Source organism: Paraburkholderia sp. RAU2J (genome assembly GCF_003634845.1).
GTDB classification, from domain to species: domain Bacteria; phylum Pseudomonadota; class Gammaproteobacteria; order Burkholderiales; family Burkholderiaceae; genus Paraburkholderia; species Paraburkholderia fynbosensis.
The window spans coordinates 469,353-485,886 of the sequence record NZ_RBXG01000001.1; the positions used below are offsets into that span (position 1 = coordinate 469,353).

The following is a 16,534-nucleotide window of genomic DNA, read 5'->3' on the forward strand; positions in this document are numbered from 1 at the left end:
GCTGCTGAAGAAGTCCCTATAATCTCGTTTCTCCTGATGCCGGAATAGCTCAGACGGTAGAGCAGCGCATTCGTAATGCGAAGGTCGGGGGTTCGATTCCTCTTTCCGGCACCATCAAGATTCAAGCAAAAAGCCCAGTCCTTGCGACTGGGCTTTTTGCTTTCTGCAAGTCCATCGACAAGACAGACGCGCGTGCAATCCGCATCGCTCACCACGTTGATCCAACGCATCTCAAAATATCGGCTCAGCGCCGAACATGTCACAGCGCTTTCGTGCAAAGCGGGAACAGGAAGAGATGGGCGAAACATTCGCGCTGATCAACCTGACGCAGGTCGACTACACGTGCCGGCGAGGAGTCGTCCGCATCCTGTAAGTTCATTTGAACGGAGTTGTCGCGCAGCCATCATTCAGAACTCGCTGGCTCGAGCCCTTGTGAACCTGCTTTCCGGTTGAAGCGGTAAAGCTGATACGACGACGTTCACCTGCGTCAAGCGCTTCGTCGCGCGACAAGAGAATTCCGCGACGCGAACGGCCAATGTTCGACTCGCTCACGCAGGAGCAAGTCCAGTTTCATTGACTTCCTTCAGAGCCAGTTCGATGAAAGCGGCCGCGCTGGTCATCCGCGAAAATGCGAGCGGTCATATGACTGCGTCATGACGAGGTTGCGGGCCACGATGGAATCCTCGGCCACCGCCGGTTCTTCTCGTGCCTTGCCGTACGCGGCGATCGCTGCCTGCGGCGCCGACGCAAACCATAAGATTCTGCCGGCACATTCGATTCCGACTTGACGTCCTTTCCAGTAGACAGCGTTTTCCATGGAACTTCTCCAAAGAGCGAAGACTGACATCGTCCGCGTCGGGGATAGGCGCGTCCGTTAGCCACCGCACGTCGTATGGCAGATAGCCCCTTCAAGCATAGGCGGAGGCTGCGTTGAGCGGCATGTCATCGGGTGAGGAGGTTTTGGCACGAAAGCCGGAGCGTGGCATCGCGTACAGAAACGCGGGGTTCATTCGCCGTCGCTCTTCTATTCGCGCCGACCTGAGTCGGAACATGAATGCACGCCAGCGCGCGCCGCCAACGCGACGGCACACCCTCCTCCAGGACAGGCGTGGCTGCCCCTTTGCCCCGCAATCCGCGACTCGGTCCGGCGGGCGACCAGCTGTTTCGCTCGCCACGCCCAGTTGTTCACGACTTGAGTTCGAACTGATGCCGACCGTGAATGCGCGAGTCTCTGAAGAAAAACCTTAATAAAAGTTAATTTCGTCAACGAAACCGTAAATCAATCGTTTACGAAACATTAGGGAGCCGACGACCATCGAGACTGAGTGCATCGGTAATTAACGAACGTTCAGTCACTTATCGAGAAAATCCTCCCGATGCTGCACCGCACGAAATACGCCGATTTGGTCACACAAAAGTCATTTGGAGTGTGTATCGCGCGGACGCCAAGGAACTTCGGGCGCGAAGCGCACGGGACAAGGCGGAGAAGGAAACGACGCAGCAGGCCGGACTGATTTTTGATTCGTGCGGAGAAACCGCGCGGCAATAGATAGACGATAAATTCTATTCAAACACTCTGTTGAAGTGTTGGCTTGTGCCGTTAAAGCAACAGAGAACATCTGACCAGCATCTCACACTGGTGCAAAACAACGACCGAGGCAGATAATCGGTTGGTAAAGGAGAAAGATCATGGATGCCAAACCAACGAAGATTCCGACCCCGGATAAAGTCTTTTGCCCGGATCCGGAACCCGCTGGCGTCGAGTTTCTGGGTGCCGAATTGCCTGAGCACGTGCGCGCATTTTTCGACGAACAACGTAGGTCGTGCGACTCGAAGTAATTGGACAGCGGCGCGATGCAGCATCGACGTCCGCGCGTAGCGACGCGCGGTGTGAGCACGCGCCCCCTACGCGTCTTGCGTGCGGCGCGTGACGCTAATTCGGCTCGCCTGAAGCACGCTACGTCCGGCTGTTCGGACCGCGGCGCCTGACCGCGCGCGCTTCCGATTCATGCGTCTGACAACCGGGCACTGACTGTCGGTCGGACTAAACGCTCCGTGACCGCCGCATCATTTAATCTTCTGGTTTTCCTCAGCGGCCATTCGGCCACGTCCATTTCCCATGAATCGCTCGTATCGATTTGGCGCGTCATGCGCACTCGCGTTGGCCGCTTGCGTCGCCCTCGCCCCGTCCCCCGCCGTCGCCGACGGCGACGACACGGCGCTCACCAATCTGATTGCGTTGGCTTCGCAGCGCCTCGCGCTCGCGGAACCGGTCGCGCGCTGGAAGTGGGCCAACCATCAGGCGATTACCGATACGCCGCGCGAGAACGCGCTGCTTGCCGATGTGGAAAAGCGCGCCGCGGCGGCGAACGTCGACCCGGCGTTCGCCCGTGCGTTCTTCCAGGATCAGATCGACGCAAGCAAGGACGTGCAGAACGCGCTGTTTGCCACCTGGCGCAGCACGCAACCGCCGCAAGGGCCCGCGCCCGACCTCGCGACCAGCACGAGGCCGCAGCTGGACCGGCTGACGCAATCGCTCGTAACCAGTCTTGCGCGTGTGCAGCCGCTGCGGACGGCGGACGACTGCCCGTCGCGCGTCGCGCAATCGCTTGCCAACTGGAAATCGCTGACCCGTTACGACTCTGCTCACGCGAGCGCATTGACGCGCGCGCTAGGTCACGTGTGCGAAACGGGCGGCGTGGGGGCAACCGGCTGATTCGGACCGGGGGGGACGAAGCACGGGGGGCCCAAGGCGCTCGGCCTGCCGCGCGCGACCGAACTGCGCTTACCTGAGGACTGAACCTGCTTTGCTTTGAGCGGTGAGGCAGCGCGTCAAGCGAGGCTCGAAGCCGGTGCGTCGCTCGAAACGCTCAGCGGCATCACGCGCAGCCCGCGTGCAAGATGGCTCTGCAGGATGCGATACGTCGACAGCTCGAATGACCCAGCAACGCTCGACGCATACAAGTCGGCCGCCTGCGCGAGCGACGGCGCATGCCCGACGTAGCGCCAGCGGTCGACGACATGGAAAGCCCGCGCCTGCGACGCTTCCTCGCGCTCCTCAAAAACGACCGGCCCCTGAAATGGCCAGGGCGCATCCGCCGGGTCGCTTTTTGTCACGCGCGCAAGCCGGTTATGGCCAGGACGCAGCGTCGCAATCCATTGCGCCTCCGCGAGCATCGCCCCCAACTCCCCGCCGGTCGCACGCCACTCGACACGCCGTACCTGCTGCGCCAGCCGAATATCCTTCGACGAACGCCGCTCACCTGTCAGATGCGAGCGCAGCCGCTGACGTACGCGCACGCTTCGCCCGACGTACAGCGGGGAGTCTCCTTCGCCATAAAAAGCGTAGACGCCGCAACCGGCGGGCGCGGTGTCGAGCAGATCCTCCGTGATGTCACCGGCAAGCCGGTAGCGGCGCGTGGTGCGCTCGATCTGCGCGCGCAGCACGTCCAGCGGCACGAGGCCGTGCAGACGTTGCCAGAACTGCCAGATCAGATCGGCGTCGGCGAGCGCGCGGTGGCGGTCTGACGGCACCAGCCCATGACGCTCGACCAGCGCGTCCAGACCATGACGCTTTTCGGTCGGAAACAATGCGCGCGACAGACGCACGGTGCACAACACGTCGGGATCAAACGCGAGTCCGGTCCGCCGAAACTCGCCGCGCAGAAAACCGCGGTCGAAACTGGCGTTATGCGCGATGAAGAGCTTGCCGCTCAGGCGTTCGAACAGCGCGGGTGCGATTTCGTCGAAGGTCGGCGCGCCGCGCACCATGGCATTCGTGATGCCGGTGAGCTGCTGGATGAACGACGGAATCGACTGCTGCGGGTCGACCAGAGTGCTCCAGCGCGACACGCCGGCCGGCCCTACTTCGACGACGCCGACCTCGGTAATGCGATGCTCACTGGTCGAGCCGCCAGTGGTTTCGAGGTCGACGAAGACAATGGGTACATCGAGGGCCGGTTCCGGCAAAAACTGTTCAGACATGGAAAGAGATACTTTAGACGCGTGGCTTTGCGGCAAGTATGCCTTAGTTGAGCGGCCCGCACCCAAATCGCATCGCATCGAGGCGATGCGATTGCCGGGCGAGAGACGCCTTTTTTAGTGCAAACCGCCCGATGCCGTTGAACGCTGGCGAACCGGGGAACACTATTCGATTTGATCCAAAACAATAACTACCACGCCCGAAAATCAACGCTTCGCCATTCGTGCCCACGCGGCTTTAATCAAAAAACTCCTACGGATCTGACTGGAAAAAATTGTACAAGCCATAAAAAAGCCCTCGCACGCGGCGAGGGCTCTCTGGCAATCGGCGGCGTGCCCGCGCGGCTCACAGAGGCTGGATGTTCGCTGCCTGCTTGCCCTTCGGACCGGCTTTGACTTCGAAGGAAACCCGCTGGTTTTCCTTCAGCGACTTGAAGCCGTCAGCGCGAATTTCGGAAAAATGTGCGAACAGATCTTCTCCACCTGAATCCGACGTAATGAAGCCAAAACCCTTAGCATCGTTGAACCATTTGACGATACCAGTTTCCATTTTCAGTTTCCCTCGATGATGTACAAAAATCGGGTATTACCCTTATGTCCGAATAACACCGCCACTTCGCCGGGCATCCTGATATCAGGCAGCCTTCCAATACCCGGAACTGACAACTGAAATTCAGACTTGCCGTTATACGGGGAACGAATAATTGTCGTCAAGTAAATTTTTCATATGCAGTTAGCACATGCCGAGATAACGACCGGATTTCACTAGAAAATCCCCGGTGCATATTCATTAACTACTGAGTAAATCATGAAGGCAATATTGCCCGAACAGTTCAATACGCCCCTACAACGGGGAAATTTTTCTGGTTCACGGAAAATAAAATGTAACAAAAACTGTATTTAGTAAGTGTTTGTCCGACTTGCTGCGCCACATTCGCGGCGGGATGATCGGACCCAGTGGTTGTAGTAAACGCGTATCAGGAGATTGCCATGCTGCTCAATCAACTCCGCCGCCTCTTTGTCTGGCTTACCCCCTCGCACGCAAAGACCGTCGCCGATCATCCCGAGCCGGTCACCGACGCGCCGTTCGAATTCGATCCCATGTGGCACGGCGATCATTGGCAGAACCTCCTGTCATCCCCAATGGACGCCCGCCGGTACGTGATGGAAGACTGGAGCGCCCCGCCGACAACCGACTGGAGCGACCTGGAGGGCGCAGCGCCCGCACACTGAGTGATGCACTGCGAATTCGAATCGCGCAGACGAAAAAAAAGCGCGACTGGGGAGTCGCGCCGACAAAGGTTTGGAGATCTTTTTCGTCAACGAAAAAGTCTGCTTCGAAAAGCAGAAGTTACAGTATAGACGCACAACTCATTTCCATTATTCACACAATTAACAATCTGCTATTGCACAGACAACAACAATCCTTTTTCGATATTGGTGCGTTGTTTTTTTGCGTCGTTTAGTGTCGCAAATGAGCAACGCAATCGAACGCGAACCCATCACCCCACTCCCGCAATAACGCTGCAAGCCTTTATCCATAAGGCTCAAGCGGCATTCGCGCATCGTTTCCAATCGAGTAATACTTTATTGCGAAAATCGGAACGCCCACTTTGCGAAGTGTCTCTCTAAACTCTGCCTAACCGGAAACCAGCGCGAATTGGTCAACGCGCTTCTCACACGAATCTGCCTCTCGCAGCACATGCGCTCGTGTGAAGGTCTCCCAAGCCAGGGTTCCAAGTACATCTCTCGCTCTCGGAGTTACACAATGAAGAAGACACTCATGGTCGCGGCCCTCACGGGCGTTTTTGCAACCGCCGCGCATGCGCAAAGCAGCGTGACGTTGTACGGCTTGATCGACGCCGGCATCACCTATACGAACAACCAGCATGACCACAGCAACTGGCAGATGACGAGCGGCTCGGTGAACGGCAGCCGTTTCGGCTTGCGTGGCGCTGAGGATCTGGGCGGCGGTCTGAAGGCCATCTTCACGTTGGAAAACGGCTTTGGCATCAATGACGGCACGCTCAAGCAGAACAGCCGTCTGTTCGGCCGTCAGGCTTTCGTCGGTCTGGCAAGTGACCAATTCGGCGCCGTGACCCTCGGTCGTCAGTATGACAGCATGGTCGATTACGTCGGCCCGCTGGCGCTGACGGGCACGCAATACGGCGGCACGCAGTTCGCGCACCCGTTCGACAACGACAACCTGAACAACTCGTTCCGTATCAATAACTCGGTCAAGTACCAGAGCGCGAACTACGGCGGCTTCAAGTTCGGCGCGTTGTACGGCTTCTCGAACCAGGCTGCCGGCTTCGCGAACAACCGTGCGTACAGTGCAGGCGCGTCGTACAACTGGGGTGGCCTGAACGTCGCTGCCGCTTACATGCAACTGAACAGCAACGGCGCGAACACTGCAGCCGCTGCCTTCAACTCGGGTGGTGCGGTTTCGGGCGACAACACGTTCTTCGCTCAACGTCAGCAAACGTGGGGCGCAGGCGCTAACTACGCGTTCGGCCCGGCAACGGTCGGCCTCGTGTATTCGCAAACGAACCTGTCGGGCCTCGCCGGCATCAGCCAGGGCTCGTCGGGCGTGGCGGGTGGCGTTGGCTTCCCGACTAACAGCGCTCAATTCCAGAACTTCGAAGCCAATGCCCGTTATGCTCTGACGCCGGCTCTGAGCATCGCCGGTGCATATACGTACACTCGCGCGAACCTGTCCAGCTCGCATATGCACTGGAACCAGTTCAATCTGCAAACCGCATACTCGTTGTCCAAGCGTACCGACGTGTACCTGCAAGGCGTGTATCAGCAAACCAACGAGGGCGCCATCGTCGACGCCAGCATCAATGGTCTGGGCGCAGCGTCGAGCAGCAACAAGCAGGTCGCTGTGACCGCAGGTCTGCGTCACCGCTTCTAAGCTTCAAAAGCTGCGGAGTACTCGCAATATCGAAGGCGCCGTTCTCGGCGCCTTTTTTTTCGCCCCGTCTACATGCGCCCTACGATGCTTTTGAGGAGAAGACGAGATAGACCGACTGGCGAGTGCCGAGTGGGAGCGCATTCAATAGCTGATTCCGCCGGCAGCCATGCAAAAAGCCACCGGACGCCCGGCCGCCAAGTCGCGCGCCGTGCCCGAAGCCATTCTGTGGATCGAGCGTACGGGCGAGCGCTGAATGTACCTTCCCGCACACATTCCGCCGCAACAAACCTGCTATGCGAAGTATCTGAACTGGAAGCGTAGCGGCATGCTCGATCGGGTGCCTACACTGCTTGCCCATAGCAGACAAACGCTCCCTCTGCTGCTCCACGTTGAGCAGCAGCGCGGAGGATCTCAACGAGACCGTCTGATCCGCTCCCCGCCCTCATCGATATCAAGCACGCCGTGGGCGCGCTTATCCGCCCGGATCCGGCGGCGGGTACTTGACGTCGAGAATATCGATCGGCTGCGGACCGGCCGGCGTGAACAACGTGACCGTATCGCCGATCTTCGCTTTGAGCAGCGCACGGGCAATCGGCGAAATCCAGCTCACGTGCCCGATATCCAGATCAACCTCGTCAATCCCGACAATTGTCACGGCATGCGCAGCGCCATCTTCCGTCGCATAGTCGACGGTCGCGCCGAAGAAAACCTGATCGACGTTCTCCTGTTTGCTGCTATCCACGACTTCAGCGAGGTCCAGACGCTTGGTCAGAAAACGGATTCGCCGGTCGATCTCGCGCAAGCGGCGCTTGCCGTAGATGTAGTCGCCATTCTCCGAGCGATCGCCGTTCGACGCCGCCCACGACACGAGTCTGACCACTTCCGGCCGCTCGACATCGATCAGATTCAGCAGTTCATCGCGCATGCGCCGGTAACCGCGAGGCGTGATGTAGTTTTTGGTACCCGCGGGGACTTCCGGCTGGGCGACGTCGAGGTCGTCGTCATTCTCTTCACTCGACTCTTTGACAAAGGCCTTGTTCATGATGGTCCGTTAACTGCAGCAATCGACTGCCTATCAAGGGTACACGATCAGGCCCATGAGACAAATCGCAGTTACACGCTTCCATTTTCCAAAACGTTTGGCTATAATCTCGTTTCTGTGTGCGGCTGTAGCTCAGTTGGATAGAGTACTTGGCTACGAACCAAGGGGTCGTGGGTTCGAATCCTGCCAGCCGCACCAATTATTCGAGGGTTTCCGTGCCGGAAGTCCTCAGTTTCACCTGGTTTCATTGCAGTAAGCATCACCGGTTTAAGCGTGCGGCTGTAGCTCAGTTGGATAGAGTACTTGGCTACGAACCAAGGGGTCGTGGGTTCGAATCCTGCCAGCCGCACCAACTATGAAGGGCCTTCCAATCGGAAGGCCCTTTGTTTTTGTCTCGTGCTTTTGGGCAAGCGCTCGGCGCTCTGCTCGCATCACCCTCTCAGGTTACCGCGGCGGCGACTGGATATCTCCGATTCGCCCATCCGGGCTCGGCACATCCTCGACAACATCCCCGGACGCGCGCTCGCCGATCGGCCGAACCCGGTCGCCGGTCAGCGCTTGCGGCTCGCGCAGCATTTCGTCCACGCTATCGCCGAAACGGCTTGCGACGAACGCTCGCAGCAACGCCACCCGCAATGAATCGCCCCGCCCTTCGACAGCCCGCTGCCCACCGTGAAACTCCGCGACACAGTGCGCCGCGCCGACATCGGTCCGCTCACTCACTTCGAGCCGCTGCGCACGCTCGAGGACCGCTGCGGCCGCCTCCCACGATGTGGACGGCGTGAAGCGCCCGTCCCATGGACGGCCGCGGTCATTGCCGCGAATCGAAACGGTTTCGCCGCTGTCGGTGAAATAGATTTCGCGCACGAAGTCGTGCAGGCTGCGGGCCACCCAATAATCGAGCGCCACGCCGTTGAGGTCGGCTACTTTCATCAGCGTTCTCCCAGAGTTACAGATGAGACTCGCCGGTAGCCGGCACGTTCAGATAAGAGCAGAGAACATCTGGAGCCCGCTGAGTACGCCAAGGCGAATCAAGGGCGCAAAACCGCGCGCGCTCAGTAGTCCGCGCGCTCGCGATCGATTCGCATGCCGCCTTCGTGACGGTGATGCCCTTCTTCGCTCGGCCGTTCACGCGCAATGCGCATGACGTCCGGGTTCGTACGCACGCGGCGCATCACGTTGGCCAGATGAACGCGATCGCTGACCTGAATGACGAAGCGCAGCACCGTGGATTCCTGCGACAGGTCTTCGTCCATCGCGATATGGACGATGTTCGCATCCGCCGACGTGATGTCGGCCGCCACGCGGGCAAACACGCCCTTGGTGTTCTTGACCAGCACCTTCACGGCGACGTCGAACAGCCGGCCCGGCTGCGGCGCCCACGCGACGTCGATCCAGCGGCCCGGATCGCGCTTGTGGATGCGCTGCGCGACGCGGCAGTCGGTGGTGTGGATGGCCATGCCAAGCCCGATGCCGATATAGCCCATGATGTCGTCGCCCGGAATCGGACGACAGCAGGCGGACAACTGCACCGACATGCCCTCGGTGCCCGTGATGACCACTGGCGGCGCATGCGGCGTGGACCCCGAGCGCGAGCCGTCGTCGTCGGCGTCGCGCCCGCTCATCAGCACTTCGATGCGCTTGGCCATCACCGCCGCGACACGCCGGCCGAGACCGATGTCCGCGAAAATTTCCTGACGGTTCTTGTTGCCCGTCCACTGCACGAGTTTTTCCCACGCTTCCGGCGTCACATCCGACAGCGCGAGCCCGTAGCCCTTCAGCGCCTGGTCGACCAAACGCTCGCCGAGCTGCACGGACTCGTTCAGACGCATCGTCTTCAGATAGTGGCGAATGGCCGAACGCGCCTTGCCGCTGCGCACGAAACCGAGCCATGCCGGATTCGGCTTCGAGTATGGCGCCGTGATCACTTCGACGATATCGCCGCTCTTCAACTCGGTGCGCAGGGGCAGCAGTTCATTGTTGATCTTCACCGCGACGCACTGGTTGCCCAGGTCGCTGTGGATCGAATACGCGAAATCGAGCGCGGTGGCGCCGCGCGGCAGCGCCATGATCTTCGACTTCGGCGTGAACACATAGACTGCATCCGGGAACAGATCGATCTTGACGTGCTCGAGGAACTCGCTCGAATCGCCCGCTTCGCTCTGAATGTCGAGCAGCGACTTCAGCCACTGGTGCGCGCGTTTCTGCACATCGTTCAGGTCCGCGCTGCCGTTCTTGTACAGCCAGTGCGCGGCCACGCCCGCCTCGGCGATCTCGTGCATCTTGCGCGTGCGCACCTGGAACTCGATCGGCGCGCCGAACGGGCCGACCAGCGTGGTATGCAACGACTGATAGCCGTTCACCTTGGGGATCGCGATGTAGTCCTTGAACTTGCCCGGCACGGGCTTATACAAGGCATGCAGCGCGCCGATGCAGGTGTAGCACTCCAGCGCGCTTTCGACCACCACACGGAAGCCGTACACGTCGAGCACCTGCGAGAACGACAACTGCTTGTCGCGCATCTTCTTGTAGATACTGAAGATGGTTTTCTCGCGGCCGGTGACTTCGGCGTCGATCTTCGCGTCGGCGATAGCGCGCTGCACCGACTCCAGAATCTTGCCCACCACCTCGCGCCGGTTGCCGCGCGCCGCCTTGACGGCTTTTTCGAGCGTGGCGTACCGATGCGGATTGAAGTTGGCGAAGCTGAGATCCTGCAGTTCGCGGTAGGTGTTGTTCAGGCCCAGGCGGTGGGCGATGGGCGCGTAGATATCCAGCGTCTCGCGGGCCACGCGGCGGCGCTTTTCCGGCGGCACCGCGCCGAGCGTGCGCATGTTGTGCAGCCGGTCGGCGAGCTTCACCAGAATCACGCGGACGTCGCGCGCCATCGCGAGCAGCATCTTGCGGAAGTTTTCCGCCTGCGCTTCTTCGCGATTGCGAAACTCCATCTTGTCCAGCTTCGACAGGCCGTCGACCAGTTCCGCAACCTTCGCGCCGAAGCGCTCGGCGAGTTCGGCCTTGGTCACGCCCTGGTCTTCCATCACGTCGTGCAGCAGCGCCGCCATGATCGACTGGGCGTCGAGATTCCAGCCGGCGCACATTTCCGCGACGGCGACAGGATGCGTGATGTAAGGCTCGCCACTCTGGCGGTACTGGCCGAGGTGGGCTTCGTCGCTGAAATGGAACGCCGCCTTGATGTCCTTGATCTCTTCCGGCTGCAGATAGCCGGACAACACGGACGTCAGTTTGGCGATGGAGACGACGTCATGCCGGCGCGGTTGCTCCGGCGTGGCGGTGGGTCCGAACAGATGGCGGAACGATTGTTCCAGGACCGCGTCGATGTACTTCCGTGCAGACGAGGGTGAGTCGGCGTCGTGGTCCGCTTCCGTGGCGGTGGGCGGGGTAGCACTCATGGTCGCCTCCGTAGCGGGTTAGGGTTGGACGCCGGTCTGTACGTTAATGATGCAACTGGGTGTGGCAAATACGTGGCAATCGAAAACGGAACACTGCGCCTTAAACCGGCACCTTCTTCAGCATTTCGACGCCGACCTGGCCGGATGCGATTTCGCGCAGCGCGACGACGGTGGGCTTGTCGCGGCTTTCGATCTTCGGCGTGTGGCCTTGAGCGAGCTGACGCGCGCGATAGGTTGCGGCAAGCGCGAGTTCGAAACGGTTCGGGATCTGTTTGAGGCAGTCTTCGACGGTAATGCGGGCCATGTTGGGTTCCTTCTCAGTATGTTGCTTATTCTACCTTATGTGCTCGGCACAACGCCGCGCTCAAGCGTGCGGCAGGTGAATGCCGAGCTGCACGAAAAGCTGCGTGTGACGCGCGTACTGCGAGGCAAAGCGCGAACGCGTGGCGGCGACGAGGCACTGCAGTTCGCTCAATGCGCGATCGAAGTTCTCGTTGATCACGACGTACTCCGCTTCGGCCGCGTGCGCCATCTCGCTGCCAGCTGCCAGCAGGCGGCGCGTGATCACGTTCGGCTCGTCCTGGCCGCGCTTTTTCAGACGCTCTTCGAGCGCGTCGAGCGACGGCGGCAGGATGAAAATTTCGACCGCGTTGTGAAACTGCTTCTTCACCTGCTGTGCGCCCTGCCAGTCGATTTCGAGCAATACGTCGTGCCCGCTCCTCATCTGTTCCTCGATCCACACGCGCGACGTGCCGTAGTAGTTGCCGTGCACTTCCGCGCTTTCGAGAAACTCGCCCTCGTCGTGACGCTTCATGAAGTCGTCGACGCTGGTGAAGTGATAGTGCTCGCCGTCCTGCTCCTTCGGACGCGGCGGCCGCGTCGTGTACGAGATCGACAGGCGGATCGCGTCGTCGCCGGCGAGCAACGCGTTCACGAGCGTCGACTTGCCCGCGCCCGAAGGCGCGACGACCATGAACAGATTGCCGGGATAAGCGCCGGCGTACGGATTGCGCGGTGCGCCGCTTTCGCGTGTGTGGTGATCGATCATGTTGGTGGTGTCCAGCTTTATTCCAGATTCTGTACTTGCTCACGCATCTGTTCGATGAGCAGCTTCAGGGTCATCGACGAATCCGCGAGTTCCTTCGCGGCCGCCTTCGAGCCGAGCGTGTTCGCCTCGCGGTTCAGCTCCTGCATCATGAAGTCGAGCCGCTTGCCGACCTTGCCGCCCTTCTCGATCACGTGACGCGTTTCGTTCAGGTGAGCCGTGAGGCGCGACAGTTCTTCGGCGATGTCGATACGGATGCCGTACATCGTCACTTCCTGGCGAATCCGCTCGTTGATCTCTTCGCGCGAAACGATGGTCGCGGCCGTGTCCGGCGCGGCGATGCCGAGCGCCTCCTGCAACCGTTCGACGATCTTCTGCTGGTGCCTCGTAATCAGTTCCGGCACGAGCGGCGTGATCTTCGTGACGATCGTTTCCATTTCGGTGACGTTGGCGAGCAGCATCGTCGCGAGTTGCGCGCCTTCGCGAGCCCGCACGTCGATCAGGTCGGTGATCGCCTGCTTGCCGCACGCGAGCACCGCGTCGCGCAGCACTTCCGGCGCCACGCCGCTTTCTGCCAGCACGCCAGGCCAGCGCAGAATCTCGCCGGTCCGCAGGCGGCCCGCTTCCGGGAATGTCGAGAGCACCGTGCGTTCGAGCAGTGCCAGCTGCGTGAGCGCGTCGCGATTGATCGCGCCCGCGTTCGCCGACTGTTCGCTGCGTTGCAGGTTGATGCGGATATCCACCTTGCCGCGCGACAGCTTGTTCATCAGCATTTCACGCAGCGTCGGCTCGCAGACGCGCACGTCTTCCGGCATGCGGAAATTCAGATCGAGAAAGCGCGAGTTCACCGTGCGCAGTTCGACCGACACGCTCACGCCGCCTGTCCCGGAAGCCGCGACGAGTTCGCGCGTGGCGCTCGCATAGCCAGTCATGCTGTAGATCATCGTATTTCTCGCGATTGCGGCCATGCGTTCGACGCAGGCCTGAGAGGCAGATCGCCCGGCGTGTACGAGACGCGGGACGGAGAACCGGCATTATCCCATTTTTGGCGGCGACCTCCCCCGCGAGCGAGCGTGCATGCGGGCGAGCACTCAGTGGTCCGCGCAGTGGCCCGCTTAGTGACCCGCTTAGTGGCCCGCGCAGTGACTCGACTTCACCGATGCACCATTCGGCGCGGCTCACCGCGCCCGTCGATCGGCTGTAAAATCGCGGTTTCCCTCCGCATTTCTTCCTGACCGATCCCAACATGACCAACGACACCCAACGCCCCAGCGGCCGCCAGGCCAATCAGCTGCGCGACGTGCGCATCACGCGCCACTACACGAAGCACGCGGAGGGCTCGGTGCTGGTCGAGTTCGGGGACACAAAAGTGATCTGCACCGCGAGCATCGCCGAGAGCGTGCCGTCGTTCCTGCGCGACCGCGGCCAAGGCTGGCTCACCGCCGAATACGGCATGCTGCCGCGCGCCACCCATACCCGCAGCGACCGCGAAGCGGCGCGCGGCAAGCAGACCGGGCGCACCCAGGAAATCCAGCGGCTGATCGGCCGCGCGCTGCGCTCGGTGTTCGATCTCGAGAAGCTCGGCGCGCGCACGCTGCACATCGATTGCGACGTGATCCAGGCCGACGGCGGCACGCGCACGGCCAGCATCACCGGCGCGTTTGTGGCCGCGCATGACGCGGTGGCGAAACTGCTGACGACGGGCCGCATCGAAAGCTCGCCGATCACCGATTACGTCGCGGCCATCTCGGTCGGCGTGTACGACGGGCTGCCGGTGCTCGACCTCGACTACGACGAAGACTCGCAGTGCGACACCGACATGAACGTGGTGATGACGGGCGCAGGCGGCTTCGTCGAAATTCAGGGCACCGCCGAGGGCGTGCCGTTCTCGCGCGACGAAATGAACGCGCTGCTGGATCTGGCGAGCGACGGCATCAACACGCTGATCGCCAGGCAGAAAGAAGCGCTGGAGCAAAAGAGTGAATGAGGTTCGTCAAGACGACGGCGCGCATGCATCAGGCGCGGCGTTGAAGAAAGTCGTGCTGGCGTCGAATAACGCGGGCAAGCTGCGCGAGTTCGCGGCGCTGCTCGACGCGGCCGGCATCGAACTGATTGCCCAGGGCACGCTGAACGTGCCGGAAGCGGAAGAGCCGCATCCGACCTTCGTCGAAAACGCGCTGACCAAGGCGCGTCATGCGGCGAAGCTCACCGGCCTGCCCGCGCTCGCCGACGACTCCGGTCTGTGTGTGCGCGCATTGCGCGGCGCGCCGGGTGTGTATTCGGCGCGCTACGCGCAACTCGCCGGCGGCGAGAAAAGCGACGCCGCGAATAACGCGCGCCTCGTCGCCGCGTTGCAGGGTGAAACCGATCGGCGCGGCTATTACTACTGCGTGCTCGCGCTCGTGCGTCACGCGGACGATCCCGAACCGCTGATCGCTGAGGGCCGCTGGCATGGCGAAATTCTCGGCGCACCGCGCGGCGAACATGGCTTCGGCTACGATCCGTACTTCTTTTTGCCGTCGTTGAACGCGAGCGCCGCCGAGTTGGAGCCCGCGGTGAAAAACGCCAGCAGCCATCGTGCGATTGCGTTGCGGCAACTGCTTGCGCGCCTCTCGGAGGAAGCGTGATTCCGATCAGGCCGGCGCCCGCCGACATCGGCAACGGCGTCATCAAGGCATTCACCTCGCCGGGCAGTATTCGGCTGACATCGCTGCCGCCGTTGGCGCTGTATGTGCATTTTCCGTGGTGCGTGCGCAAGTGTCCGTATTGCGATTTCAACTCGCACGAGTGGAAAGGCGAGACGTTTCCGGAGAACGATTACCTCGACGCATTGCGCGCCGACCTCGAGATGGCGCTGCCGCTGATCTGGGGTCGTCAGGTGCATACAGTGTTCATCGGTGGGGGCACGCCCAGCCTGTTGTCGGCGGCGGGTCTCGACCGGATGCTGTCGGATATCCGCGCGCTGCTGCCGCTCGACGCCGACGCGGAGATCACGCTCGAAGCCAACCCCGGCACGTTCGAGGCCGACAAGTTCGCGCAGTTTCGCGCGAGCGGCGTCAACCGGCTGTCGGTGGGGATCCAGAGTTTCAATGAAGCGCATCTGAAGGCGCTCGGCCGGATTCACGACGCGGCGCAAGCACGCCACGCGGTCGAAGTCGCCGCGACCACGTTCGACAACTTCAACCTCGATCTGATGTTCGCGCTGCCAGGGCAGACGCTCGCCGAATGCCAGGCCGATATCGACACGGCGCTGTCGTTCGCGCCGCCGCATCTGTCGCTGTATCACCTGACGCTCGAACCGAACACGCTGTTTGCGAAATTCCCGCCCGCGTTGCCCGACGACGACGCGTCCGCCGACATGCAGGACTGGATCCACGAACGCACGACGGCCGCAGGCTACGGGCGCTATGAGGTGTCGGCGTATGCGCAGCCGCATCGGCAGAGCAAGCACAATCTGAACTACTGGCGCTTCGGCGACTATCTCGGCATCGGCGCCGGCGCGCATACGAAGCTGTCGTTTCCGAATCGCGTGCTGCGCCAGGTGCGCTACAAACATCCGACCACGTTCATCGAGCAGGCAAAGGCGGGCACGGCGGTGCAGGAAGAGCACGAAGTCGCGCCGCGCGATTTGCCGTTCGAGTTCATGTTGAATGCGCTGCGGCTGGTGGAAGGGTTTCCGGTGCATCGGTTTATCGAGCGCACGGGGCTGTCGATGACGTCGATCGAGCCGGCGCTGCAGGAAGCCGAAAAACGCAAGCTGATCACACGCGACCACGAGAAGATCGCGCCCACGCCGCTCGGCCAGGCGTTCCTGAACGATCTGCAAGCGCTGTTTCTGAAAGATCCGCAGTGATTGCCGATCGACTGAGCACCGCAGCGAGGTTTTTTCGGGTTACAATTTCGGGCTTGGAGGTGTGGCCGAGTGGTTTAAGGCACCGGTCTTGAAAACCGGCGAAGGAGCAATCTTTCCGTGAGTTCGAATCTCACCGCCTCCGCCAGGACGCTTGTTTTGATCCGTCCGGATCAATCCGATTCAATCGCGCAAAGCCTTACCAGCTAAGGCTCTCAGCGCAAAACTGCCAAATGTAGTTGTCTGGTTTCGTTGCAATTAATCGCGTTCAGTCGTAAATTTTATGGTG

16 protein-coding genes and 4 tRNA genes are annotated in these 16,534 nt (G+C 61.0%); 11 read left to right on the plus strand and 9 right to left on the minus strand.

Going from position 1 to position 16,534, the window contains the following annotated elements; translation table 11 throughout:
• Positions 1 to 38 precede the first annotated feature (38 nt).
• Positions 39 to 114, plus strand: a tRNA-Thr gene (locus B0G69_RS02130).
• 502 nt (positions 115 to 616) lie between these two features.
• On the opposite strand, the gene B0G69_RS02135 is transcribed toward B0G69_RS02130, so the two are convergent.
• Positions 617 to 817, minus strand: coding sequence for a hypothetical protein (locus B0G69_RS02135; protein ID WP_121315447.1), 201 nt, complete (start codon positions 815 to 817; stop codon positions 617 to 619).
• An 872-nt stretch (positions 818 to 1,689) separates the two neighbouring features.
• Between B0G69_RS02135 and B0G69_RS41310 the strand changes: the two genes are divergently transcribed.
• Together B0G69_RS41310 and B0G69_RS02140 are read left to right on the plus strand one after the other, a co-directional pair.
• Positions 1,690 to 1,839 (plus strand): hypothetical protein, encoded by a 150-nt coding sequence (locus tag B0G69_RS41310; RefSeq protein ID WP_175158391.1) that lies wholly within the window; start codon positions 1,690 to 1,692, stop codon positions 1,837 to 1,839.
• A 280-nt stretch (positions 1,840 to 2,119) separates the two neighbouring features.
• Positions 2,120 to 2,716 (plus strand): chorismate mutase, encoded by a 597-nt coding sequence (locus B0G69_RS02140; RefSeq protein WP_121315448.1) that lies wholly within the window; start codon positions 2,120 to 2,122, stop codon positions 2,714 to 2,716.
• Between the two features lie 116 nt (positions 2,717 to 2,832).
• Here the strand turns inward: B0G69_RS02140 and B0G69_RS02145 are convergent, their stop codons facing one another.
• Together B0G69_RS02145 and B0G69_RS02150 are read right to left on the minus strand one after the other, a co-directional pair.
• The gene (locus B0G69_RS02145; RefSeq protein WP_121315449.1) at positions 2,833 to 3,984 is read right to left on the minus strand and encodes an exonuclease domain-containing protein; all 1,152 of its coding nucleotides are present in this window, start codon (positions 3,982 to 3,984) and stop codon (positions 2,833 to 2,835) included.
• A gap of 343 nt (positions 3,985 to 4,327) precedes the next feature.
• The gene (locus tag B0G69_RS02150) at positions 4,328 to 4,531 is read right to left on the minus strand and encodes a cold-shock protein (RefSeq protein WP_035547750.1); all 204 of its coding nucleotides are present in this window, start codon (positions 4,529 to 4,531) and stop codon (positions 4,328 to 4,330) included.
• A 440-nt stretch (positions 4,532 to 4,971) separates the two neighbouring features.
• Between B0G69_RS02150 and B0G69_RS02155 the strand changes: the two genes are divergently transcribed.
• Both B0G69_RS02155 and B0G69_RS02160 read left to right on the plus strand, forming a co-directional pair.
• Positions 4,972 to 5,214, plus strand: a complete 243-nt coding sequence (locus B0G69_RS02155) for a hypothetical protein (RefSeq protein WP_121315450.1) — start codon at positions 4,972 to 4,974, stop codon at positions 5,212 to 5,214.
• 535 nt (positions 5,215 to 5,749) lie between these two features.
• Complete coding sequence (locus B0G69_RS02160; protein ID WP_121315451.1) at positions 5,750 to 6,898, plus strand: porin; 1,149 nt, start codon at positions 5,750 to 5,752, stop codon at positions 6,896 to 6,898.
• 472 nt (positions 6,899 to 7,370) lie between these two features.
• Here the strand turns inward: B0G69_RS02160 and greB are convergent, their stop codons facing one another.
• Positions 7,371 to 7,940: a transcription elongation factor GreB gene (greB, locus tag B0G69_RS02165; RefSeq protein WP_121315452.1), complete on the minus strand. Its 570-nt coding sequence runs from the start codon at positions 7,938 to 7,940 to the stop codon at positions 7,371 to 7,373.
• Between the two features lie 121 nt (positions 7,941 to 8,061).
• Between greB and B0G69_RS02170 the strand changes: the two genes are divergently transcribed.
• Positions 8,062 to 8,138, plus strand: a tRNA-Arg gene (locus B0G69_RS02170).
• A gap of 77 nt (positions 8,139 to 8,215) precedes the next feature.
• A tRNA-Arg gene (locus B0G69_RS02175) sits at positions 8,216 to 8,292 on the plus strand.
• A 92-nt stretch (positions 8,293 to 8,384) separates the two neighbouring features.
• Here B0G69_RS02175 and B0G69_RS02180 read toward each other — a convergent pair.
• The 5 genes from B0G69_RS02180 to B0G69_RS02200 all read right to left on the minus strand — a co-directional run bounded on the left by B0G69_RS02180 (position 8,385) and on the right by B0G69_RS02200 (position 13,339).
• Positions 8,385 to 8,873, minus strand: a complete 489-nt coding sequence (locus B0G69_RS02180) for a phage protein NinX family protein (RefSeq protein ID WP_121315453.1) — start codon at positions 8,871 to 8,873, stop codon at positions 8,385 to 8,387.
• A gap of 122 nt (positions 8,874 to 8,995) precedes the next feature.
• Positions 8,996 to 11,350: a bifunctional (p)ppGpp synthetase/guanosine-3',5'-bis(diphosphate) 3'-pyrophosphohydrolase gene (locus tag B0G69_RS02185; protein WP_121315454.1), complete on the minus strand. Its 2,355-nt coding sequence runs from the start codon at positions 11,348 to 11,350 to the stop codon at positions 8,996 to 8,998.
• Between the two features lie 100 nt (positions 11,351 to 11,450).
• A complete protein-coding gene (rpoZ, locus tag B0G69_RS02190) occupies positions 11,451 to 11,654 on the minus strand; it encodes a DNA-directed RNA polymerase subunit omega (protein WP_044848533.1) in 204 nt (67 codons plus the stop codon).
• Between the two features lie 60 nt (positions 11,655 to 11,714).
• On the minus strand, positions 11,715 to 12,398 hold the full coding sequence (gene gmk, locus B0G69_RS02195) for a guanylate kinase (protein WP_121315455.1): 684 nt from the start codon (positions 12,396 to 12,398) through the stop codon (positions 11,715 to 11,717).
• 17 nt (positions 12,399 to 12,415) lie between these two features.
• Entirely contained in the window at positions 12,416 to 13,339 is a 924-nt protein-coding gene (locus B0G69_RS02200) for a YicC/YloC family endoribonuclease (RefSeq protein WP_121319031.1), read from the minus strand.
• Positions 13,340 to 13,641: 302 nt separating this feature from the next.
• On the opposite strand from B0G69_RS02200, the gene rph reads away from it, so the two are divergent.
• From rph to B0G69_RS02220, 4 genes are all read left to right on the plus strand, one after another.
• Positions 13,642 to 14,382 carry a ribonuclease PH gene (gene rph / locus B0G69_RS02205; RefSeq protein WP_121315456.1) on the plus strand — a complete coding sequence of 247 codons (741 nt, stop codon included), beginning with the start codon at positions 13,642 to 13,644 and terminating at the stop codon, positions 14,380 to 14,382.
• Positions 14,375 to 15,022 (plus strand): RdgB/HAM1 family non-canonical purine NTP pyrophosphatase, encoded by a 648-nt coding sequence (gene rdgB / locus B0G69_RS02210; RefSeq protein ID WP_121315457.1) that lies wholly within the window; start codon positions 14,375 to 14,377, stop codon positions 15,020 to 15,022. Before rph ends, rdgB begins: the two co-directional genes overlap by 8 nt.
• A complete protein-coding gene (hemW, locus tag B0G69_RS02215) occupies positions 15,019 to 16,248 on the plus strand; it encodes a radical SAM family heme chaperone HemW (protein ID WP_121315458.1) in 1,230 nt (409 codons plus the stop codon). Before rdgB ends, hemW begins: the two co-directional genes overlap by 4 nt.
• 55 nt (positions 16,249 to 16,303) lie before the next feature.
• Positions 16,304 to 16,393 (plus strand) — tRNA-Ser (locus B0G69_RS02220).
• Positions 16,394 to 16,534: the final 141 nt, after the last annotated feature.

Coding starts and splice junctions, on each gene's coding strand:
- greB (WP_121315452.1), bottom strand. CDS start 7,940: ATGAACAAGGCCTTTGTCAAAGAGTCGAGTGAAGAGAATGACGACGAC.
- B0G69_RS02135 (WP_121315447.1), bottom strand. CDS start 817: ATGGAAAACGCTGTCTACTGGAAAGGACGTCAAGTCGGAATCGAATGT.
- B0G69_RS02155 (WP_121315450.1), top strand. CDS start 4,972: ATGCTGCTCAATCAACTCCGCCGCCTCTTTGTCTGGCTTACCCCCTCG.
- B0G69_RS02145 (WP_121315449.1), bottom strand. CDS start 3,984: ATGTCTGAACAGTTTTTGCCGGAACCGGCCCTCGATGTACCCATTGTC.
- B0G69_RS02150 (WP_035547750.1), bottom strand. CDS start 4,531: ATGGAAACTGGTATCGTCAAATGGTTCAACGATGCTAAGGGTTTTGGC.
- gmk (WP_121315455.1), bottom strand. CDS start 12,398: ATGATCGATCACCACACACGCGAAAGCGGCGCACCGCGCAATCCGTAC.
- B0G69_RS02140 (WP_121315448.1), top strand. CDS start 2,120: ATGAATCGCTCGTATCGATTTGGCGCGTCATGCGCACTCGCGTTGGCC.
- B0G69_RS02180 (WP_121315453.1), bottom strand. CDS start 8,873: ATGAAAGTAGCCGACCTCAACGGCGTGGCGCTCGATTATTGGGTGGCC.
- B0G69_RS02200 (WP_121319031.1), bottom strand. CDS start 13,339: ATGATCTACAGCATGACTGGCTATGCGAGCGCCACGCGCGAACTCGTC.
- rph (WP_121315456.1), top strand. CDS start 13,642: ATGACCAACGACACCCAACGCCCCAGCGGCCGCCAGGCCAATCAGCTG.
- B0G69_RS02185 (WP_121315454.1), bottom strand. CDS start 11,350: ATGAGTGCTACCCCGCCCACCGCCACGGAAGCGGACCACGACGCCGAC.
- rpoZ (WP_044848533.1), bottom strand. CDS start 11,654: ATGGCCCGCATTACCGTCGAAGACTGCCTCAAACAGATCCCGAACCGT.
- B0G69_RS02160 (WP_121315451.1), top strand. CDS start 5,750: ATGAAGAAGACACTCATGGTCGCGGCCCTCACGGGCGTTTTTGCAACC.
- B0G69_RS41310 (WP_175158391.1), top strand. CDS start 1,690: ATGGATGCCAAACCAACGAAGATTCCGACCCCGGATAAAGTCTTTTGC.